At 68.2% G+C, this 19,409-nt stretch carries 19 protein-coding genes and 1 riboswitch; of the genes, 8 read left to right on the top strand and 11 right to left on the bottom strand.

Going from position 1 to position 19,409, the window contains the following annotated elements; genetic code table 11:
- Positions 1 to 68: 68 nt before the first annotated feature.
- Positions 69 to 2,675, bottom strand: coding sequence for a TonB-dependent receptor (locus OUA97_RS12595; RefSeq protein WP_267232246.1), 2,607 nt, complete (start codon positions 2,673 to 2,675; stop codon positions 69 to 71).
- Positions 2,676 to 2,964: 289 nt separating this feature from the next.
- Here OUA97_RS12595 and OUA97_RS12590 point away from each other — a divergent pair, with 289 nt between their 5' ends.
- The 4 genes from OUA97_RS12590 to OUA97_RS12575 all read left to right on the top strand — a co-directional run bounded on the left by OUA97_RS12590 (position 2,965) and on the right by OUA97_RS12575 (position 6,839).
- Positions 2,965 to 3,702: a GntR family transcriptional regulator gene (locus tag OUA97_RS12590; RefSeq protein ID WP_267232245.1), complete on the top strand. Its 738-nt coding sequence runs from the start codon at positions 2,965 to 2,967 to the stop codon at positions 3,700 to 3,702.
- Positions 3,703 to 3,773: 71 nt separating this feature from the next.
- The gene (locus OUA97_RS12585; protein WP_267232268.1) at positions 3,774 to 4,769 is read left to right on the top strand and encodes an SIS domain-containing protein; all 996 of its coding nucleotides are present in this window, start codon (positions 3,774 to 3,776) and stop codon (positions 4,767 to 4,769) included.
- Positions 4,769 to 5,887: an N-acetylglucosamine-6-phosphate deacetylase gene (nagA, locus tag OUA97_RS12580; protein ID WP_267232244.1), complete on the top strand. Its 1,119-nt coding sequence runs from the start codon at positions 4,769 to 4,771 to the stop codon at positions 5,885 to 5,887. Before OUA97_RS12585 ends, nagA begins: the two co-directional genes overlap by 1 nt.
- A gap of 37 nt (positions 5,888 to 5,924) precedes the next feature.
- On the top strand, positions 5,925 to 6,839 hold the full coding sequence (locus OUA97_RS12575) for a siderophore-interacting protein (RefSeq protein ID WP_267232243.1): 915 nt from the start codon (positions 5,925 to 5,927) through the stop codon (positions 6,837 to 6,839).
- A 3-nt stretch (positions 6,840 to 6,842) separates the two neighbouring features.
- Here OUA97_RS12575 and OUA97_RS12570 read toward each other — a convergent pair whose 3' ends face one another.
- From OUA97_RS12570 to OUA97_RS12525, 10 genes are all read right to left on the bottom strand, one after another.
- Positions 6,843 to 7,976, bottom strand: a complete 1,134-nt coding sequence (locus OUA97_RS12570; RefSeq protein ID WP_267232242.1) for an AAA family ATPase — start codon at positions 7,974 to 7,976, stop codon at positions 6,843 to 6,845.
- A 171-nt stretch (positions 7,977 to 8,147) separates the two neighbouring features.
- Positions 8,148 to 9,185 carry a threonine aldolase family protein gene (locus tag OUA97_RS12565; RefSeq protein ID WP_267232241.1) on the bottom strand — a complete coding sequence of 346 codons (1,038 nt, stop codon included), beginning with the start codon at positions 9,183 to 9,185 and terminating at the stop codon, positions 8,148 to 8,150.
- Between the two features lie 52 nt (positions 9,186 to 9,237).
- Positions 9,238 to 9,346: riboswitch (SAM-I-IV-variant riboswitch) on the bottom strand.
- Between the two features lie 39 nt (positions 9,347 to 9,385).
- Positions 9,386 to 9,925, bottom strand: coding sequence for a hypothetical protein (locus tag OUA97_RS12560; RefSeq protein WP_267232240.1), 540 nt, complete (start codon positions 9,923 to 9,925; stop codon positions 9,386 to 9,388).
- Positions 9,926 to 10,034: 109 nt separating this feature from the next.
- Positions 10,035 to 10,232, bottom strand: coding sequence for an SHOCT domain-containing protein (locus tag OUA97_RS12555; RefSeq protein ID WP_267232239.1), 198 nt, complete (start codon positions 10,230 to 10,232; stop codon positions 10,035 to 10,037).
- A gap of 89 nt (positions 10,233 to 10,321) precedes the next feature.
- Entirely contained in the window at positions 10,322 to 11,596 is a 1,275-nt protein-coding gene (locus OUA97_RS12550; RefSeq protein WP_267232238.1) for an O-acetylhomoserine aminocarboxypropyltransferase, read from the bottom strand.
- A gap of 100 nt (positions 11,597 to 11,696) precedes the next feature.
- Complete coding sequence (locus OUA97_RS12545) at positions 11,697 to 12,074, bottom strand: Rieske (2Fe-2S) protein (RefSeq protein ID WP_267232237.1); 378 nt, start codon at positions 12,072 to 12,074, stop codon at positions 11,697 to 11,699.
- Positions 12,071 to 13,366 (bottom strand): fumarylacetoacetase, encoded by a 1,296-nt coding sequence (gene fahA, locus OUA97_RS12540; protein WP_267232236.1) that lies wholly within the window; start codon positions 13,364 to 13,366, stop codon positions 12,071 to 12,073. The genes OUA97_RS12545 and fahA overlap by 4 nt, the downstream gene beginning before the upstream one ends.
- Positions 13,363 to 14,658: a homogentisate 1,2-dioxygenase gene (hmgA, locus tag OUA97_RS12535; RefSeq protein ID WP_267232235.1), complete on the bottom strand. Its 1,296-nt coding sequence runs from the start codon at positions 14,656 to 14,658 to the stop codon at positions 13,363 to 13,365. The genes fahA and hmgA overlap by 4 nt, the downstream gene beginning before the upstream one ends.
- A 146-nt stretch (positions 14,659 to 14,804) precedes the next feature.
- Entirely contained in the window at positions 14,805 to 15,875 is a 1,071-nt protein-coding gene (gene hppD / locus OUA97_RS12530; protein WP_267232234.1) for a 4-hydroxyphenylpyruvate dioxygenase, read from the bottom strand.
- A gap of 1 nt (position 15,876) precedes the next feature.
- Positions 15,877 to 17,076 carry an amino acid aminotransferase gene (locus tag OUA97_RS12525; RefSeq protein WP_267232233.1) on the bottom strand — a complete coding sequence of 400 codons (1,200 nt, stop codon included), beginning with the start codon at positions 17,074 to 17,076 and terminating at the stop codon, positions 15,877 to 15,879.
- A gap of 115 nt (positions 17,077 to 17,191) precedes the next feature.
- Here OUA97_RS12525 and OUA97_RS12520 point away from each other — a divergent pair, with 115 nt between their 5' ends.
- From OUA97_RS12520 to OUA97_RS12505, 4 genes are all read left to right on the top strand, one after another.
- Positions 17,192 to 17,662: an Lrp/AsnC family transcriptional regulator gene (locus OUA97_RS12520; RefSeq protein ID WP_267232232.1), complete on the top strand. Its 471-nt coding sequence runs from the start codon at positions 17,192 to 17,194 to the stop codon at positions 17,660 to 17,662.
- Between the two features lie 57 nt (positions 17,663 to 17,719).
- Complete coding sequence (locus OUA97_RS12515; RefSeq protein ID WP_267232231.1) at positions 17,720 to 18,589, top strand: alpha/beta hydrolase family protein; 870 nt, start codon at positions 17,720 to 17,722, stop codon at positions 18,587 to 18,589.
- Between the two features lie 77 nt (positions 18,590 to 18,666).
- On the top strand, positions 18,667 to 18,990 hold the full coding sequence (locus OUA97_RS12510; RefSeq protein ID WP_267232230.1) for an ArsR/SmtB family transcription factor: 324 nt from the start codon (positions 18,667 to 18,669) through the stop codon (positions 18,988 to 18,990).
- A complete protein-coding gene (locus tag OUA97_RS12505) occupies positions 18,987 to 19,397 on the top strand; it encodes an SRPBCC family protein (RefSeq protein ID WP_267232229.1) in 411 nt (136 codons plus the stop codon). Before OUA97_RS12510 ends, OUA97_RS12505 begins: the two co-directional genes overlap by 4 nt.
- The last annotated feature ends 12 nt before the right edge of the window (positions 19,398 to 19,409 follow it).

Raw genomic sequence — 19,409 nt, 5'->3', positions numbered from 1 at the left:
CCGTCCGCCGCGGGCGCAGCTCAGGACCTGAGCTGCTTCCACGTTGGGGCTTCGCGGTCGCGCGCGGATCAGAAGCTCAGGCTGACCGTCGCCATGTACTTGCGGCCCGTGCGGTAAGCCGCGCGCGGCATCGCCTCGACGTTTGCGTAGGCGTAGTACTCGGCGTCGGTAAGGTTCATCCCGGCCAGGGTCAGGCTGACATTGTCGGTGAAGTTGTAGGTTCCCGAGATGTCGAGGTTGTCGGAGTCCTTGACGTACATGTTGTCGCCGCGGTCGACGCCGGTGAAGTACTCCGAACGCCAGGTGTAGGTCGCGCGCAGCTGGATCGGGCCGTTCTCGTAGAACGGGCTGATGTTGACCTGGTGCTTGGAGTTGAACGGCAGGTCCTGGCCTTCGCTGCCGTTGCCGTCGGCGTAGGTGTAGTTGGCGAGCAGACCGAAGCCGTAGGCGTAGTTCTGCTGGTAGGCGATCGACACGCCCTTGATGTCGGCCGCGCCGGCGTTGTCCGGACGGCTGATCTGGTAGGTCGTGACCCGGCCCTGCGACTGGTTGAAGTACTGCTCCGGCGCGGTCTGCTGCAGGATGTAGTTGCTGATGTCCTTATAGAAGAACTCGACTGCCACGATGGCCTGCGGCTGGAAGTACCACTCCGCCGACATGTTGAAGTTGCTGGACTTGTAGGGATCCAGGTTCGGGTTGCCGCCCGAGCCGATCAGGATGCCGTCCGACAGCTGGAAGAAGTTGGTCATGTCGGCGTAGTTCGGCCGCGCGATCACCTGGGCGGCGGCGAAGCGCAGCAGCAGGTCGTCACGGACGCTGTAGACCAGGTTCACGCTGGGCAGGAAGTTGTCGTAGCTCTTCTGCGAGGACTTCCAGGTCCAGTCGGCGGGACCCGCGCAGGGCGAGCCCGGGTTGCAGACGTAACCGGCGCTGTCCACGTCGGTATAGACATAGCGGACGCCGAAGTTGCCGCGCAGCTGGCCGGAGTCGATCTCGGCCTGCGCGTAAAGCGCGTTGATGTCCTCCTGAATCGCCCAGTTGCCGGCGGTGAACTCCGGCGCGGCGAAGATCGACGGCGTCGGCATCGCCCGTCCGGGCGCCAGCCAGGTGCCGCCCTCGACGTAGCTGACCATCGCCCCGCCATCGATGCGGAAGCGGTTCTTCATCTGCTGGTTGGAGTTGAAGCCGTCGAGATAGTTGCCCGGCGCAGCGCTCGGGTTGAACAGGCTGGCAGGGGCCGAGACGCCGGTGACGGCGATGCCGGCATACTGCTGCGTCGTCTCGTGGCGACGGAACTTGTAGCCGACCTGGACGCGCTTGATGACGCCGTCGAGATCCATGCCGAAGTCGGCCTGGGCGTACTTCTCTTCGTCGGTGGTCGGCTTTTCGACCAGGTTGCCGCTCCAGCCCGGATCGGTCGCGAAGGCGGCCGGATTGCCCTGGACGTTGTTGGCGTAGGTCAGCTGGCCCGGCTGGCTGCTGATGTCGACGGTGTAGTCGGCCCAGTTGAGGAACTCGAGGAACACCTGCTTCTTGGTGCCGCCGTCGGCCTTCGAGAAGCCGGCCGCGCCCGACAGGTCCCAGCCGTCGCCCTGATACTTCCCGCGGAAGTCATAGGTGTCGGAGTTCATCTCGGCTTCGCGGGACTGCACGTCCAGCACGCTGAGAGCGTTGTGGAAGCTGGCGGAGGTGACGATGCCGTTGTTCACGGTCAGGGCGGTCAGCGCGCCCAGGCTGTTCCAAGTGTTGCCCTGGAACGCATACATCGACTGGTTCAGGTTGTCGTAGTTGGCCTGAATCTTCAGCCAGTTGAACTCCAGCTCGATCTCTTCCGTCGGGCGGAACTGCAGCGAGGCGGTGTAGCTGGTGCGGTCGCGCTCCTGCTCGAAGAACGAGGTGCCGAAGGCGTTGGGGCTGCGGGCGTTGAGGTTGGCGCCCAGCGTGCTCGCGCAGGCGCCGGTGCAGCCGAAGTTGCGCGAGTCGACCGGGTTGTCGGCGTTGCCGCCGGCCCAGTTGGAGGCTGCCATCGTGCCGTAGGTCTCGATGCCGTCGCGGCGCAGCTGGTCGGTGGCCTTCTGGACCGACAGTGCGATGCCGAACGTCTCGGCCTCGTTCTTCCAGCTGCCCATCAGGGCGCCTTGGAGGTCGCCCTCCTCCGAGCGGTCGTTATAGAGGTAGCCGATCGAGCCGGCGGCCAGCATCGGCTTCATGTCGAGCGGGCGGCGGGTGATGACGTTGACGGTGCCGCCGATGCTGCCTTCGTCGATGCGCGCTTCCGGCGACTTGTAGATATCGACGCGGCCGACGATCTGCGGCGCCAGCAGGGCGTAGTTGAACGTCCGGCCCGGCGAGTCGAGGATGAACCAGTCGGCCGAGGCGACGGTCTGGCCGTTGAGCAGGGTGCGGTTCAGCGCCGGATCGGTGCCCAGGATGCTGACCTTTTCACCCTGGCCGAACTGGCGGTCGACGGTGACGCCGGGCACCATGGTCAGGGCTTCGGCGACGTTGGTGTTCGGGAACTTGCCGACATCTTCGGCGGTGACCGAGTCGACGATGGCGTCAGCGGCGCGCTTGGTCTCCAGCGACTGCTGCAGAGAGGCGCGGATGCCGGTGACGACCAGCTCGTCGACCTGGGCGTCCTGCGCCAGGGCCGGACCTGCGCACGCGACAGCCAACAGGCTCGCGGACGCGATCAAAATGGATTTGCGATGTTTGTTCACTCGGCTTCTCCCCTAATTCCGGGCCTTCCCCCGGAGCCGATGCGAGCCCAATGTGATACCAATTCTTCGCATTCGCCTGCGAAGACCGGCGTTACATCGACTTGCGGAGCCGATTTGTGCGCAGTTTCACAAAATTGACAAGCCCAAAAAGAGACCAATTGCACACTCGGTACATATTGGTATCTAAATGGTCTCAAGAGACGCCGGCGAGAGATCGGCCGACGATCGACGCGGAGAGACGCCCTTGACCTTTTCAGAGCGCATCGGCCAGCTGGACGCCAAGGACCACGCGCCGCTCTACCGCCAGCTTCAGAAGGTGCTGCGCGAGGCGATCGCGAACCACGTCCTCGGCCCCGACGACGCCCTGCCGGCCGAGCGCGACTTCGCCGAGGAACTGGGCGTGTCGAGAATCACCGTCCGCAAGGCGCTGGACGGGCTGGTCAGCGAGGGGCTGCTGGTCCGCCGCCAGGGCGCCGGCACCTTCGTCGCCGCCCGGGTCGAGAAGAACTTCTCCAAGCTGTCGTCGTTCACAGAGGACATGATCGCCCGCGGGCGGGTTCCGCATTCGGCCTGGCTGTCGCGCACCGAGGGCCTGGTGACCCCGGAGGAGTCGCTGACGCTCGGCCTGTCGCCCGGCGCGCCGGTCTACCGCTTCAACCGGATCCGCTTCGCCGACGGCGCGCCGATGGCGCTGGAGTATTCGACGTTGGCGGCCTTCTGCATGCCCAGCCCTGACTTCGTCGAAACCTCGCTCTACGAGGCGCTTGAGAAGACCGGCCATCGCCCGGTGCGGGCGCTGCAGCGGCTGCGGGCGGTGCTGTTCACCGACGAGCAGGCCGAGCTGCTGGGCGTGGCGCCGCGCGACGCGGGCCTGCTGATCGAACGCCGCGGATTCCTGAAGGACGGGCGCGCGGTCGAAGTCACCCAGTCCTATTATCGCGGCGACGCCTACGACTTCGTCGCCGAACTGAACGCTCTTTAGAGACAAGTCCTGTGGCCCGGAGAAAACGCGTGACCCTGAAGCCCCCTGCCCTGCGCCCCGAGGCCACGCGCATGTTCCAGGAGGCGGCCGAGGCGCCCGCGGTGGTGGCCCGGATGCTGGCCGCCAACCATCAGGCGGCCCAGGCGCTGGGCGCCGAACTGCGCGCCGCTCCGCCGAAGGCCGTGGTCACCTGCGCGCGCGGGTCGTCCGACCATGCGGCGACCTATGCGAAGTACCTGATCGAGACAGGCACGGGCGTCGTCACCTCGTCGGCCGCGCTGTCGGTCAGCTCGGTCTACGCCGCCGAGCCCAAGCTGGACGGCATGCTCTACCTGGCCATCTCGCAGTCGGGCAAAAGCCCCGACCTGCTGGCCGCCGTCGAGGCCGCCAAGCAGGGCGGCGCGCGCACCGTGGCCCTCGTCAATGACGAGACCTCGCCACTGGCCAAGCTGGCCGACCGGGTGCTGCCGCTGCATGCCGGCCCCGAGGTCAGCGTCGCGGCGACCAAGTCCTACATCGCCGCCCTGGCCGGCATCGCCCAGCTGGTCGCCGCCTGGACCCAGGACACGGCGCTCGACAAGGGCCTCGCCGACCTGCCGGCGATCCTGGAGAAGGCCTGGCCGCTCGACTGGAGCCCGGCCGCCGAGCGCCTGAAGGGCGCGCGCAACCTCTACGTCCTGGCGCGCGGCGTCGGCTTCGGCGTCGCCCAGGAAGCGGCGCTGAAGTTCAAGGAGACCTGCGGCCTGCACGCCGAGGCCTTCAGCGCCGCCGAGGTGCTGCACGGCCCGATGGCGCTGGTGAAGGAAGGTTTCCCGGTGCTGGTCTTCTCCCAGGACGACCAGAGCCAGGAGAGCGTCGTGGCCCTGGCCAAGGACCTGGCCGCGCGCGGCGCCGAGGTCATGCTGGCCGGCGGCGGCGGCGACCTGCCGACCCTGAGCGCCCATCCGATCCTGGAGCCGATCGTGCGGGTGCAGGGCTTCTATCGGATGGCCAACCAGCTCTCGATCCTGCGCGGCCACGATCCTGACCGGCCCCCGCACCTCAACAAGGTGACCGAGACCGTCTGATGAGCACCGCGTTCGTGAACGGCCAGGTGCTGACCGCACAGGGCCTGGAGACCACCGGCGTCGTCGTCGACGGCGGCCGCATCGTCGCGCTGGGAGAAACCTCCGCAGATCGCACCGTCGACCTCAAGGGCGGCTATCTGCTGCCGGGCTTCATCGACACCCAGGTCAACGGCGGCGGCGGGGTGCTGTTCAACGACTCGCCCACCGTCGAGGCGATCGCCACCATCGGCGCGGCGCATCGGGCGTACGGAACCACCGGCTTCCTGCCGACCCTGATCAGCGACGACCTCTCGACCGTCGCCAAGGCCATCGCCGCAGTGGACGCGGCGATCGACGCCGGCGTGCCCGGCGTGCTGGGCATCCACATCGAGGGCCCGTTCCTCAGCGAGCAGCGCAAGGGCGTGCACGACGCCTCTAAATTCCGCACGCTGGACGAGGCGGCCCTGGAACTGCTGACCTCGGCCAAGCGCGGCCGAACCCTCGTGACCCTGGCGCCCGAAACCACGACGCCGCACATGATCGCCCGCCTGGCCAAGGCCGGCGTCACCGTCGCCGCCGGCCACACCAACGCCACCTACGAGCGGATCGTCGAGGCGCTGGAGAGCGGCGTGACCGGCGTCACCCACCTGTTCAACGCCATGTCGCCGCTGACCAGCCGCGCGCCGGGCGCGGTCGGAGCGGCGCTGGAGCACCAGGAGAGCTGGTGCGGGATCATCGCCGACGGCCGCCACATCCACCCGGCGGTGCTGCGGATCGCCTTCGCCGCCAAGCGCCTCGATCGCTTCATGCTGGTGACCGACGCCATGCCCAGCGTCGGCATGATCGACAAGAGCTTCACCATCCAGGGCCGGCCGATCCGGGTGGTTGACGGGGTCTGCGTCGATGCGAACGGCACCCTGGCCGGATCGGACCTCGACATGGCCGGAGCGGTCGCCAACGCCGTACGGATGATCGGACTGTCGCTGGCGGACGCCGCGCGGATGGCCTCGGCCAGCCCGGCCGAGTTCCTCGGCCTGAAGGGCGAGTACGGGGTCATCGCGCCCGGCGCGCGGGCCGACCTGGTGCTGCTGGACCAGGACCTGAAGGCCAGACGGACCTGGATCGCCGGCATCGAGTGATATTGCGAGTCGTTCGCATATATGATGTGGTGGAGGCATGTCCCAGGACGCCTCCCCACCCGCCTCGCCCTATCGGCTGTTCGACGTCACGCTGAAGGCCAAGGAGCCGCTGTCGCCGCACCTCTGGCGGCTCACCTTCGCCGGGCCCGAGGTGAACCGGATGGCCGCCTTTGCGCCCGACCAGCGCATCAAGATCTTCTTTCCCGATCCGCAGGGCCGCCCGCCGGCCATGGCGATCACGCCGGACTGGTACGCCCGCTACAAGAAGCAGGACGTCGCCACGCGTCCGCCCATGCGCACCTATACGATCCGCGCCCTGCGCGCGCCGGCCGGCGAGGTCGATGTCGACTTCGTCCTGCACGGCGAGACCGGGCCGGCCTCGACCTGGGCGACCCACGCCCAGCCCGGTCAGGCCTTGCAGATCATGGCCCCCAACGCTGCCTTCGAGGGCGATGGCGGCGGCTATGAGTGGAAGCCGCCCCAGGGCCTGAGGCGCCTGTTGCTGATCGCCGACGAGACCGCGCTGCCGGCGGTGGCCGGGATACTGGAAGAGCTGGCCGCCCTGCCCGCTCCGCCGCAAACCCAGCTGTTCATCGAGATCCCCGGCCAGGATGACGAGATCCCGCTCGCTGGATGGCCCGACCTGTGGGTCGAATGGATGCCGCGGGGCCTCGGCGCGCCTGGAGCCCTGATGGTCGCAGCCGCCCAGCGCGCCGCCGTCCCGGTCGCCACGCCCAGGCCGGCGCCGACGCCGGCGCTGGCCGAGGTGGATGTCGACGAGGCGATCCTGTGGGACGTCGCCGCCCCCAGCGACGCCGGCTTCTATGGCTGGGTCGCCGGTGAAGCCGCCGCCGTGCTCGCCATCCGCCGCCTGCTGATCGCCGAGCGCAAGGTCGACAAGGCCTCGCTGAACCTCATGGGCTACTGGCGCGAAGGGCGCGTGCTGGACTGACGGCTAGTCGACGAACTCACCCAGCAGGTTGAGGCCTTCGATCCAGGTGGCGCCGTCCTTCTTGACCACCGTGCGGACTTGGCCGGTTCCCGTCTGATCGATGGCTTCGGCCAGGGCTTCGGAGTGGGTGACAAGCCAGACCTGCGAGCGCTCGGCCGCGCGGGTCACCAACCGCGCCAGCGGCCCAGTCAGGCGCGGATGCAGGCTCGCCTCCGGTTCGTTGAGCGCCACGAACGGCGGCAGCCGATAGGCGAGCAGCGCCCCGGCCAGGCCCAGGAAACGCAGGGTGCCGTCGGACAGCTCCTCGGGCGCGAACACCCGGTCCGGGAACTCGGCGAAGACCATGCCGAACGAGGCCGTGCGCTCGGGCTGCGGAATCACCAGCCGCGCTCCTGGGAAGGCCTCCGCCACGGCGGCGTCGAGGTCGTGGGTATCCTGGCGGATATGAGCCAGGGTGGCGAACACCGCCGCGAGGTTGGCCCCGTCCGAGGCCAGGGTCGGGGCCGCCACCGCCGGGCACGGCGCGCGCATGGGCGATCCGGCGTCGGTGCGCAGGTTATGATAGAAGCGCCACTCCAGCAGGGTGCGGCGGACCAGGTCGAGCATCGGATAGCGGCTGGGATCCTGCAGCCGGCCGAGCACGGTTTCGGAGGCCAACAGGTCGATGTCGATCTCGACCGGACGGCCGTCCTCGTCCCTGGCCATCACTGATGGGCCGCGGCGATCGACCAGCCGCACTTGGCGCCCGCCGCCGTCATAGGAGAGCTGTTCCTCCTTGATCTGCGGCTCCAGGTCGAAGGCGGCGGTCGGCCGAGCCGGGAAACCGATCTCGACGCGGTAGCGATAGGCGCCGCGCGCGGCGCCGCGGGCCTGGGGATCGGAGAGGCTGACCTCCAGGGCTATCCGCGCCGGGCCGGCGCGCCGCTGGCCGGCCCAGAAGGCCGAGGCCATGCCCTCCCTCGCCAGCTCCGGCCCGAGGGTGTTGGCGGCCGCCGCGGCGATCAGTTCGAGGGCGCGATAGAGGTTGGTCTTGCCCACGCCGTTGCCGCCGACGAACACCTCCAGGTCGCTGATCGGGCAGACGATCTTGCGCAGGGAGCGATAGCCGGCGGCGGAGAATTCGCGGACGCGGAGCAAGGGGCACTTCCGGATGAGGTTCGCAGCGAGACTAACCGTGAAGCGGAGGCAAAGTCCCCCTCAGTCGGCAAGCCGACAGCTCCCCCAGAGGGGGAGCATCAAGGCGCGCTAAATCCCCCCCTCTGTGGGAGGTGGATCGGCGCGCAGCGCCGAGACGGAAGGCGACCGCACTCAACCGGCCCCGAACACCGCCTCCATGTCAGCCGCCAGGGCCTCGACGCGGGCGGGGTCGGCGTCCCACGAGAACATGAACCGGGCCCCGCCGCCGATGAAGGTGTAGAAGCGCCAGCCCTTGGCCCGCAGGGCGTCGAGGCGATCCTCCGGCGCGGCGACGAAGACGGCGTTGGCCTGGACCGGGAACATCAGCGACGCGCCGGGCAGGCCCTCGATGCGCTCGGCCAGCCGTCGCGCGCAGGCGTTGGCGTGGGCGGCGTTGGCGAGCCAGGCGCCGTTCTCCAGCATGCCGGTCCAGGGGGCCGCCAGGAACCGCATCTTCGAGGCCAGTTGCCCGGCCTGCTTGCAGCGATAGTCGAAATCCTCGGCCAGGGCGCGGTCGAAGAACAGGATCGCCTCGCCCACCGCCATGCCGTTCTTGGTGCCGCCGAAGCAGAGCACGTCGACCCCCGCCTTCCAGGTGATGTCGGCCGGGTCGCAGCCCAGGTGCGCGCAGGCATTGGCGAAGCGGGCGCCGTCCATGTGCAGGCGCAGGCCAAGCTCGCGGCAGACGGCCGAGATCGCGCGCACCTCATCTTCCGAATAGACCTGCCCGGTCTCGGTCGGCTGGGTGATCGTGACCACGCGGGGCTTGGGATAGTGGATGTCGCTGCGCTTGCCGGCGATCTCGCGGATCGCGGCCGGGGTCAGCTTGCCGTCCGGGCTTGGCGCGACCAGCAGCTTGGAGCCGTTGGAGAAGAACTCCGGCGCGCCGCACTCGTCGGTCTCGACGTGCGCCGACTCCGCACAGATGACGCTGTGATAGGACTGGCAGAGCGCGGCCAGGGCCATGGAGTTGGCGGCCGTGCCGTTGAAGGCGAAGAACACTTCGCAATCGGTAGCGAACAGCGCGCGGAAGGCGTCGGCTGCGGCTTGCGTCCACGGGTCCTCGCCATAGGCCGGCGCGTGGCCGCGGTTGGCGGCGTCCATGGCCGCCCAAGCCTGCGGACAAATGCCGGCGTAGTTGTCGCTGGCGAACTGCTGGATGTTGGACATGCGTCCCTCGGCAATGCGGTTTGCGCATCTGGAGTCTGAATGACGCTGAGGCTTCGTCCCGTTTGGTTGCCGGACCGGCCACATCCCTCCCGAAGGAAGCGCCACCTTGCTCGGGGAGCAGGTTGGCGTTTGAGCGTCGGCTCAAACTCTTGATGCTATTGCCTGTTGGGTAGCGGGGATCGCACTGGAGGGCAAGGGACTCAGACCGTCTGGGGCGCCTCCTGCTCGCGCCGATGCCGCTCGAGCCACCGCCCGCCGCGGAAGGCCGCCCAGAACATGGCGATGCCCACGGGCAGCACGGCGATTTCGAACACCGTCAGCCACAAAGGGCTGTCGTTCCGAACCAGGGAGACGACCTCGTCGGTCCACTCCAATGGAACCATCAAAGCGTCGTACCCCGTCCAAAGGAGGCAGATCGCCGGGATGATCCACGTACGATAGCGCCACTGCAATGCGCCGAGCACACCGCTGGACAGTATCGTCACGACAACCATAAGGCCGATCAACTGAGGCGTCATCGCAGTCATCGCCTCAAGAATCTGACGCTCCTCGGGCGTCGACGCGGTCAATTCCACCGTGGCGACCATGGCTTCAGGCGACAAGTTCCTGAACACCAAACTTAATAGGCTGCTGGGCGCGGAGGCAAAGATGGCGACGGCGCCAATGCGGGCCGCGACACCCGCCTGCGCGGCGTCATCGATCCTCGTCCGAGGGTCCAACAGCTTCAGCCACGCCCGCATCAGCCGCCCCCCGCACGCCCATTGCCAATCCAATCACGAGCTGCGGTCAAAAGCACGCCAAAGCTGCGTAGCGCCACCTATGCGTCAGCGCATGACGTCCAGGCCTCACCTACTTGCGCAGGATGTCCTTCCGCTTGCGCTCGTACTCGGACTTGCTGATCACGCCCTGGTCATAGGCGGCCTTGAGGTCGATCAGCTGCTGACCCGTGGTGGTCGTCTCGACCTCGGTCCTGGCCGTGCTGCTGCAGGCGGCGAGCGGAGCGGCCGCCAGGCTGAGGACGGCGGCGGCGACAAGCATGCGGGTCATGTACTGGTACTCTCTCAAGGCGCCCCCGCCCCATCTTGGACTGATCGAAGGGGCGCGCACGACCTTGCGTCGCGCGCGCCCAGTTTCGGTCAAAGGCCTGCGAAGGCCTGGTCGAGATCGGCGATCAGGTCGGCGACGTTCTCGATGCCGACCGACAGGCGGATGACGTCGGGACCGGCGCCGGCGGCGATCTGGTTCTTCTCGTCCAACTGGCGGTGGGTGGTCGAGGCCGGGTGGATGATCAGGCTGCGGGTGTCGCCGAGATTGGCCAGGTGCGAGAAGAGATTCACCGCCCCGACCAGCTTGACCCCGGCCTGGTAGCCGCCCTTGAGCCCGAACGAGAACACCGAGCCGGCGCCGTTCGGCGTGTAGCGCTTGGCCAGCCCATTGTACGGATTGCCGTCGAGGCCGGCATAGGAGACCCAGGCGACCTTGTCGTTGGCCTCCAGCCACTTGGCGACGGCCAGGGCGTTGTCGGCGTGGCGCTGCATGCGCAGCGGCAGGGTCTCGATGCCGGTCAGGATCATGAAGGCGTTGAACGGCGAGATCGACGGGCCGAGGTCGCGCAGGCCCAGCGCGCGGCAGGCGACGATGAAGGCGGCCGGGCCGAAAGCTTCGGTAAAAACCTTGCCGTGATAGCTGGGATTTGGCTGTGACAGGTACCCGAACTTGTCGCTGGCGGCCCAGTCGAAGCGGCCGGAGTCGATGATCGCCCCGCCCATCGAGTTGCCGTGCCCGCCGAGGAACTTGGTCAGCGAGTGGACGATGATGTCGGCGCCGTGCTCGAACGGCCGGCAGAGGTAGGGCGTGGCCAGGGTGTTGTCGACGACCAGCGGCACGCCGGCGTCATGGGCGACCTTGGCGATGGCGGCGATGTCGGTGATCACGCCGCCCGGATTGGCGATCGACTCGACGAAGACCGCGCGGGTCTTGTCGTTGATGGCGGCGGCGTAGTCGGCCGGGTTGTCACTGTCGATGAAGGTGGTTTCCCAGCCCATGCGCTTGAAGGATTGGCCGAGCTGGTTGATCGAGCCGCCGTACAGCTTGCGCGAGGCGACGATGTTGCAGCCGGGCTCCATCAGCGAGTGAAAGGCCAGGAACTGGGCGGCGTGACCGCTGCCGACCGCCAGGGCCGCGACGCCGCCTTCGAGGTCGGCCAGGCGCGCTTCCAGCACGCCGGTCGTGGGGTTGCCCAGGCGGGTGTAGATGTTGCCCGGCGCTTCGAGGTTGAAGAGGTTGGCCGCATGGTCGGCATCGTCGAAGACGAAGGCCGTGGTCTGGTAGATCGGGGTGATCCGGGCCTTGGTCGTGGGATCGGGCGCGGCGCCGGCGTGGATGGCGCGGGTCTCGAAATTCTGGGTCATGGGCGTCCTCTACGTCTCGTTGCAGAGGACCTAGCCCGCCAAGCGACGCTCGGTCCAGTTCGGAGACTACGGAGCGGCTCTAGATTTGCTGCGACGAGACCTAGGCCGTGCGGACCCAGCCGTCGACCACCGCCACGGGCCAGGGCCGCAGCGAGGCCCCCGCGCAAGGCCCGCCGACGCAGGCGCCGCTGTCGATGTCGAACAGCGCGCCGTGCCAGGAGCAGGCGATCAGGTCGCCCCCGGGCGCAAGGTAGTCGTCGAGCTTCTGGGCCAGCGGCAGGCCTGCGTGCGGGCAGCGGTCGACATAGCCCCTCACCTCTCCGCCGCGGCGGACCACGAAGCCGTGGAAGAAGCCCTCGCCGATCTGCAGCACGAAGTTGCGCGCCGCGCCGTCGGCGATCAGCTCCAGCGGGCCGAGCTTCACTCCGGCGGGCGTGGAGAACAGCCGCGCCGGAAGCTGGGGCGCCTCCTCGCTCACCCGACCACGGTTCCGCTGCAGGGGCCAAAGCCGATGGCGACATAGCCGTCGGCGCGAGCGTGGCCGGCGATCGAGAGCTCGTCGCCGTCCTGCAGGAAGGTGCGGGTCTCGCCGGTCGGCAGCGTGATCGGCTGGGCGCCGCCGCGCGTCAGCTCCAGCAGGCTGCCGAGCCCACTGTCGTCGGGCGTCGAGATGGTGCCGGTGCCGAGCAGGTCGCCCGGATTGAGGTCGCAGCCGCCGACCGTGTGGTGGGTCACCATCTGGGCGGCGGTCCAGTAGAGGTGGCGCGCGGCGCTGGCCGAGAGCCGGACCGGGGCGATCCCCTGCGCCCGCATCTGGGCGGTGGCCAGGAAGACTTCCAGGTCGAGGGCGTAGGCGCCGGAGGCCTGATCGGCCTCATCGGCCAGATAGGCCATCGGCGCGGGGTCGCCGTCAGGCCGCGCCGGCTGGGCGATGCGGAACGGGGCCAAGGCCTCGCTGGTCACGATCCACGGCGAGATGGTGGTCATGAAGTTCTTGGCCAAGAACGGACCCAGCGGCTGGTACTCCCAGGCCTGGAGGTCGCGGGCCGACCAGTCGTTGAGCAGGCAGAGGCCGGCGATATGGGCCGAGGCCTCGCCGATCGGGATCGGCTGGCCGAGGTCATTGCCCTGGCCGATCCAGACGCCGAGCTCCAGTTCCAGGTCGAGGCGGGCGGACGGGCCGAAGGTCGGCGCCTCGGCGTCGGGGGCCTTTTTCTGACCATTGGGCCGCCGGACGGAGGCGCCCGAGACGCGGATCGAGGAGGCGCGGCCGTGATAGCCGATCGGCACATGCTTGTAGTTCGGCAGCAGCGGATTGTCGGGCCGGAACTGGCGGCCGACGTTCAGGGCGTGATGGATGCCGGCGTAGAAGTCGGTGTAGTCACCGATGGCGGCCGGCAGGTGCAGGGTGCAGGTCTGCGCCGGATAGAGCCAGGTCTCGACCTCCGCCCGGTCGGGCGCGCCCTTGGCCAGCAATTCCGACAGCCGTCGGCGCAGGGCGCGGCGGGCCGAAGGCGCCAAGCCCAGCAGCGGATTCAGCGTCGCGCCGGCGCCCGCCTCGGCCGCGGCCTTGGCCTCGCCAGACAGCAGCGACGAACGGGCGGCCAGCGACAGGTCGAGGATCATGTCGCCGATGGCGACGCCGCCGCGCGGCGCGCCGCCGTTCGGCGAGAAGACGCCGAGCGGCAGATTCTGGATCGGGAAGTCGGCGTGGCCTTCGGCGCTCGACACCCAGCTGGTACGCGCCGGGTCGTGGGTCTCGTCGATCATTTGCTGGGAACTTGCGCCTTGGAGAAGCCGGTCCAGCAGTCGTCGTAGTCGAGCTGGTGCAGCGGGGTTTCGGTTGCGAACCGGGTCGGACGGATTACCCAGCGGCTTTCGAACATGAAGGCCATGGTGTTCTCGATCTTGTGCGGGGCGAGGTTGGAGGCGACCGCCTTCTCGTAGCTCTCGCGGTCGGGGCCGTGGCCGCTCATGCAGTTGTGCAACGAGGCGCCGCCCGGCGCGAAGCCGCCGGCCTTGGCGTCATAGGCCCCATGGATCAGGCCCATGAACTCGCTCATCACGTTGCGGTGGAACCACGGCGGGCGGAACGTATGCTCGGCCACCATCCAGCGCGGCGGGAAGATCACGAAGTCGCAGTTGGCGGTGCCGGGGATCTCGGACGGCGACGTCAGGACCGTGAAGATCGATGGATCGGGATGGTCGTAGCTGACCGTGTTGATCGTGTTGAAGCGGTCCAGGTCGTACTTGCAGGGCGCGAGCGTGCCGTGCCAGGCGACGACGTCGAGCGGGCTGTGGTCGAGCGTCGTGGTCCACAGCGCGCCCTGGAATTTCTGCACGACTTCCGTGGGTTCGTCGCGATCCTCAAACCAGGCGACGGGCGTCTGGAAGTCGCGGGAATTGGCCAGGCCGTTGGCGCCGATGGGGCCGAGTTCGGGCAGGCGGAACGGCGCGCCGTAGTTTTCGCAAACATAGCCGCGGGCGGAGGGGCCGGCCAGCTCGACGCGGAAGCGCACGCCGCGCGGGATCAGCGCGATCTCGCCCGGTTTCAGCTCCAGGCGGCCGAGTTCCGTGGCGATCATCAGTTCGCCGTCCTGCGGCACGATCAGCAGTTCGCCGTCGGCGTCGTAGAACACCCGCCCCTGCATCGAGCGGTTGGCGGCGTAGAGATGGACGGCGATGCCGGCGAAGGTCCCGACATCGCCGTTGCCGGCGTAGGTGACGAGCCCGTCAACGAAGTCGGTCGGCTCGGCCGGGATCGGCAGCGGATCCCAGCGCAGGCGATTGGGGTTGGGCGGGACCTCATCGAACGGCCCTGAGCGCAGCAGCTTGCCGCCGTCATAGGGCTTGAACGGGGCATGGCTGGCGGTGGGGCGCAGGCGGTAGAGCCAGGAGCGCTTGTTCTCGTGCCGCGGCGCGGTGAAGGCGCTGCCCGACAGTTGCTCAGCGAACAGCCCGAACGGCGTCTGCTGCGGCGAGTTCTGGCCCACCGGCAGGGCGCCGGCGACGGCCTGCGTCTCGAAGCTTCCCCCGAAGCCGGACATGTAGTTCAGCGGCATGGTTTTCTCCACGGCCGGTTTCCCCCTCCGTCGCGCTACGCGCGCCACCTCCCCCAGAGGGGGAGGATCTGAAGACCAAGATGCTCCCCCTCTGGGGGAGCTGTCAGCCACCGGCTGACTGAGGGGGCTTGCGCCCCCACGTCTACTTAGGCCGCATCGACCTTGATGACGCCGCGGCGGATCTGGTCGAGTTCGATGGACTCGAACAGCGCCTGGAAGTTGCCGTTGCCGAAGCCTTCGTTGCCCTTGCGCTGAATGATCTCGAAGAAGATCGGGCCGAACAGGTTCTCGGTGAAGATCTGCAGAAGGATGCCTTCGTCGCCGACATTGCCGTCGATGAGGATGCGGTTCTTGCGCAGCCGCTCGAGGTCCTCGCCGTGGCCGGGGACGCGCTTGTCGACCAGCTCGTAGTAGGTCTCGATGGTGTCCTGCAGCTTCACGCCGCGGGCGCGCAGGGCCTCGACCGTCTCGAAGATGTTGTCGGTCGTGAAGGCCAGGTGCTGGATGCCCTCGCCGTTGTACTCGCGGATGAACTCTTCGATCTGAGACTTGTCGTCCTGGCTCTCGTTCAGCGGGATGCGGATGGCCTTGTCTGGCGCGATCATCGCCTGGCTGAACAGGCCCGTGGCCTGGCCTTTGATGTCGAAGTACTTCTGCTCCTCGAAGCCGAAGATCTGGTTATAGAAGGTCGACCAGGTGCGCATCTGGCCGCGCTTGACGTTGTGGGTCAGGTGGTCGAGCAGGTCGAGGCCGACGGCGTTCTTGGCCTCGGCTTCCGCCGCTCCCGGGATCTGCTCCCAGGCGTCGTAGATCGTGCCCTTGTCGCCGAAGCGGTCGACCAGATAGAGCAGCGAGCCGCCGATCCCTTCGAGCACGTAGGCGTCCGACAGCGCCGAACTCGAGGCGTCGGCCGGCTTGGCGCCGCGCGAGAGCGCCAGCTCATAGGCGGCCTTGGCGTCGGCGACGCGGAACGCCATGCCGTTGGCCGACGGACCGTGGGCGCCGCGGAAGTCGGCGGCCTGGCCGGCCGGCTCCTGGTTGACCAGCAGGTTGGTGCGGCCCTGCTTGTAGCGGACGATCGCCTTGGTCGGGTGCTTGGAATAGGCCGTGAAGCCGAGCTGCTCGATCAGGGCGGCCATCTTGGCCGGATCGGGACTAGTGAACTCGACGAACTCGAAGCCGTCGAGGCCGATGGGGTTTTCCGGGGTCACGGTCATGTCAGGCGGCTCCCTTGAGGCAGGCGTCCAGCGCCTGCACGAATGGCTGAACGGTGTCGGCCTTCAGGCCGGCGATGTTGATGCGGCCGGAACCGGCCATGTAGACGGCGTGGTCGCGACGCATGGCCTCGACCTGGGCCTGGCTCAGCGGCAGCAGGGCGAACAAGCCGTGCTGGTCGCGCAGGGGCTCCAGGCGCGGATCGGCCTCGGCCAGCGCCGCGCGCACCTGGTTCAAACGCGTGCGCATGGCGTCCAGTTCGGCCCGCCATTGGGCCGTCAGGGCGGCGTCTTCCAGGATCACGCGGACGGCCGCGGCGCCGTGGTCCGGCGGCATCGACCAGGCGCAACGGGCCAGTTGCAGGATGTTCGAGCGGACCACGTCCTCATGGCCGCGGGCGCGGACGAACAGCGCGCCGGTGCGCTCGCGGTAGAGGCCGAAATTCTTGTCGCAGGAATAGGCGACGATCGCGCTCTCGCTGGCCTCCATGACCAGCCGCATTCCGGCGGCGTCCTCGTCGAGGCCGGCGCCCAGTCCCTGATAGGCCAGGTCGATCAACGGGACCGCGCCGCGCGCGTTCAGTAGGGCGGCGACTTCGCCCCATTGCGCCAGCGACAGGTCCGCGCCGGTCGGGTTGTGGCAGGCGCCGTGCAGCAGCACGACATCGCCGGCCTCGACCCTGGCCAGGGCGGCCATCATCTCGTCGAAGCAGATACGCTGGGTGGCGGGATCGAAGTAGCGGAAGGTCTCCACGACCATGCCGGCCTGGCGGAAGATCGGGGCGTGGATCGGCCAGGACGGCGTGCCCATCCAGATCTTGGCGCCGGGCGTGCCGGCGTTGGCGAGCTCGGCCGCCAAGCGCAGGGCGCCGGTGCCGCCGGGCGTCTGGACCGCGAACAGTCCCTCCCCGGCCCGCCCCTTTCCGAACACCACCGGCGTGATCGCGTCCAGGAAGCCGAAGTCGCCTTCGGGGCCGAGATAGGCCTTGGTGGCTTGCGTTTCGAGCAGCACCCGCTCGGCGGCCTTCATGGCGCCGAACACCGGGGTGTCACCGGTCGCGTCGCGATAGACCCCGACGCCAAGGTCGAGCTTCTGGGCCCGCGGATCGTTCTTATAGAGGGCGATCAGAGACAGCAGCGGATCGGGCGCCTGGGCCTTCAGCCCGGCGAACAGCGAGCGCGCGGGGGCGATCACGTCGGTCATTGCGGCATCCTCCTTCGTCGAAGAAGAAAGTTACGCGCAGTCCGCGATGAACGGCTTTCAATCTCGCGCCATTTTGGAGATCATCTGACGTAGCGTTTCACCGGCGAGCCAATTCATGAAAGATGCGCATCAACTGGACGAGATCGACCGGAAGTTGCTTCGCGCCCTGCAGGCCGACGCCTCGCAGAGTCATGCTGTGCTGGCCGAACAGGTGGGCGCCTCGCCGGCCTCGTGCTGGCGTCGAATCAAGGCGCTGGAGGCGGCCGGCGTGCTGCGCGAGGCGGTGCGGCTGGTCGACGCCGAGCGGGTCGGGCGCGGGGTCAATGTCATGTGCCAGTTGCGGATGAAGTCGCACGCCACCGCTCAGCGCCAGGAGTTCGAGGCCTTCCTGCGCGCCCGGCCGGAGATCATGGAGTGCCATTCGATGTCCGGAGAGTGGGATTATCTGATGCGCGTGGTGGTAGCCGACGTCGCCGGCTACGAGCGGTTTCTGATGGGCGTGGTGCTGAACCACCCGAACGTGGCGACTGCCGCCTCCCACTTCGCGCTGAGCCAGGTCAAGTACACCACCGCCATGCCCGTCTGAGGCGGTGACAACTGCGCGTCGATCCGCCTAGTCTCACCCGTCCAGGGGGAGCTGCGGATGAAGAGCCTGCTGCTGACGATCGCGCTGCTGGCGCCGGCCTCGACCAGCACGGCGCAGACAGCGCCGCCACAGGCCGTGGTCGCCGATCCCGCGCCCGACAAGGATTTCCCGGCGTATCTGCAGCAGACCCGGTATCACACCGCCGGGGTCGACGTGCCCGCCCGCTGGTTCACCGCAGCCGGCAAGGGGCCGCATCCGAGCGTCCTGCTGCTGCACGGATTCCCAGGGACGGAGCTGAACCTAGACCTGGCGCGGTCGATCCAGCGCGCAGGCTGGAACGTCATGGCGATCCATTATCGCGGGGTCTGGGGCGCGCCCGGCCAGTTCAGCTTCGGCAACACGATCGAGGACGCCCGCGCCGCGCTGACCTGGCTGCGCCACCCGTCCAACGCCGACAAGGTCGATGCAAGCCGCCTCGTGGTCCTGGGCCACAGCATGGGCGGTTTCGACACCGTGATGCTGGGCGACGAGCCGGTGGCGGGCTTTATCGTCATCTCGGCCGCCGATCTCGGCGGCATGGCTGCGACCCTGGACACGCCGACCGGCATGGCCGAGGCGATCATGGCGCTGACCGACGATGCACGTTTCACGAACGCCGCCCCGACAGCCCTGGCTGACGAAGTGCTGGCCAACGCCCAGGCCTGGGACTGGCGCACCAACGCCGCCGAGATGGCTGGACGGCCAGCGCTGATCATCAGCTCGGACGATGGAAACGAGCCCGCCGACCAGGCCGTCGCCGACGCCATCGAGGCGGCTGGCGGCCCCAAGCCTGCGCGCGTCCGCTTTCCGACGGACCACAGCTACAACGACCAGCGCATCGCCTTGCAGGTGGCGGTGGTCGGCTGGCTGCAAGCGACCTTTCGATAAGGCGGATCGCCGCCCCTTGACTAATCCATAACCGCAGAGATATGGATTAATTCATAGCCAATGAGTTATTGATCGGAATGCCAAAAGCCCAGGATCTTATCTTCCGCACCCTCGCCGATCCGACCCGCCGGGCGATCTTTGAACGGCTGTGTCGTGACGGCGAACAGACGGTCGGCGCCCTCACCGCTCGGGCCGGCGTTTCGCAGCCGGCGGTCTCCAAGCACCTGGCGGCGCTGAAGCTGGCCGGGCTGGTGCGTGATCGGCCCGAGGGCCGCCAGACCCACTACCGCGCCCAGATCGGGGCTCTGGCCCCCCTGGTTGATTGGACCCGGGAGATGAACCGCTTCTGGGAAAGCCGGTTTGATGAACTCGAAGATTTGCTCAGGAGGATGGACCAGTGAGCGCCACCGCGACCCAAGCCCGCACCGTCGTCGTCGAACGGGAGCTCCCGTTCGCCCCCGAGAAGATCTGGCGGGCCCTGACCCAGCCGCACCTGATCGCCGAGTGGCTGATGAAGAACGATTTCCAGCCGGTGGTGGGCCACGGATTCAGCCTAAGCGCCGAATGGGGCGCGGTGAATTGCGAGGTCCTGGCGGTCGAGCCGCCGACGTCGCTGGCCTACACCTGGGCGGGCATGGGGCTCGAGAGCGTCGTCACCTGGACGCTGACGCCGACCTCGACCGGCACGCGACTGCGCATGGAGCAGGCCGGCTTCGGACCGGAAAACGAAATGGCGTTCCGCGGCGCGAGCGCTGGTTGGCCGCGGTTCTTCGGAGCGCTGGAAGACGTTCTGGCCCGGCTCGACTGACCAATGGAGGTG

Source organism: Phenylobacterium sp. 58.2.17 (assembly GCF_026411515.1).
Taxonomy (GTDB): Bacteria; Pseudomonadota; Alphaproteobacteria; order Caulobacterales; family Caulobacteraceae; genus Phenylobacterium.
This window is presented reverse-complemented; position numbering and strand designations above follow the sequence as displayed.

What these genes read in the sequence shown, in the direction of transcription:
- OUA97_RS12585 (WP_267232268.1), top strand. Translation starts at nt 3,774, where the DNA reads ATGTTCCAGGAGGCGGCCGAGGCGCCCGCGGTGGTGGCCCGGATGCTG.
- nagA (WP_267232244.1), top strand. Translation starts at nt 4,769, where the DNA reads ATGAGCACCGCGTTCGTGAACGGCCAGGTGCTGACCGCACAGGGCCTG.
- OUA97_RS12575 (WP_267232243.1), top strand. Translation starts at nt 5,925, where the DNA reads ATGTCCCAGGACGCCTCCCCACCCGCCTCGCCCTATCGGCTGTTCGAC.
- OUA97_RS12565 (WP_267232241.1), bottom strand. Translation starts at nt 9,185, where the DNA reads ATGTCCAACATCCAGCAGTTCGCCAGCGACAACTACGCCGGCATTTGT.
- OUA97_RS12560 (WP_267232240.1), bottom strand. Translation starts at nt 9,925, where the DNA reads ATGCGGGCGTGGCTGAAGCTGTTGGACCCTCGGACGAGGATCGATGAC.
- OUA97_RS12555 (WP_267232239.1), bottom strand. Translation starts at nt 10,232, where the DNA reads ATGACCCGCATGCTTGTCGCCGCCGCCGTCCTCAGCCTGGCGGCCGCT.
- OUA97_RS12550 (WP_267232238.1), bottom strand. Translation starts at nt 11,596, where the DNA reads ATGACCCAGAATTTCGAGACCCGCGCCATCCACGCCGGCGCCGCGCCC.
- fahA (WP_267232236.1), bottom strand. Translation starts at nt 13,366, where the DNA reads ATGATCGACGAGACCCACGACCCGGCGCGTACCAGCTGGGTGTCGAGC.
- hmgA (WP_267232235.1), bottom strand. Translation starts at nt 14,658, where the DNA reads ATGCCGCTGAACTACATGTCCGGCTTCGGGGGAAGCTTCGAGACGCAG.
- hppD (WP_267232234.1), bottom strand. Translation starts at nt 15,875, where the DNA reads ATGACCGTGACCCCGGAAAACCCCATCGGCCTCGACGGCTTCGAGTTC.
- OUA97_RS12525 (WP_267232233.1), bottom strand. Translation starts at nt 17,076, where the DNA reads ATGACCGACGTGATCGCCCCCGCGCGCTCGCTGTTCGCCGGGCTGAAG.
- OUA97_RS12520 (WP_267232232.1), top strand. Translation starts at nt 17,192, where the DNA reads ATGAAAGATGCGCATCAACTGGACGAGATCGACCGGAAGTTGCTTCGC.
- OUA97_RS12515 (WP_267232231.1), top strand. Translation starts at nt 17,720, where the DNA reads ATGAAGAGCCTGCTGCTGACGATCGCGCTGCTGGCGCCGGCCTCGACC.
- OUA97_RS12510 (WP_267232230.1), top strand. Translation starts at nt 18,667, where the DNA reads ATGCCAAAAGCCCAGGATCTTATCTTCCGCACCCTCGCCGATCCGACC.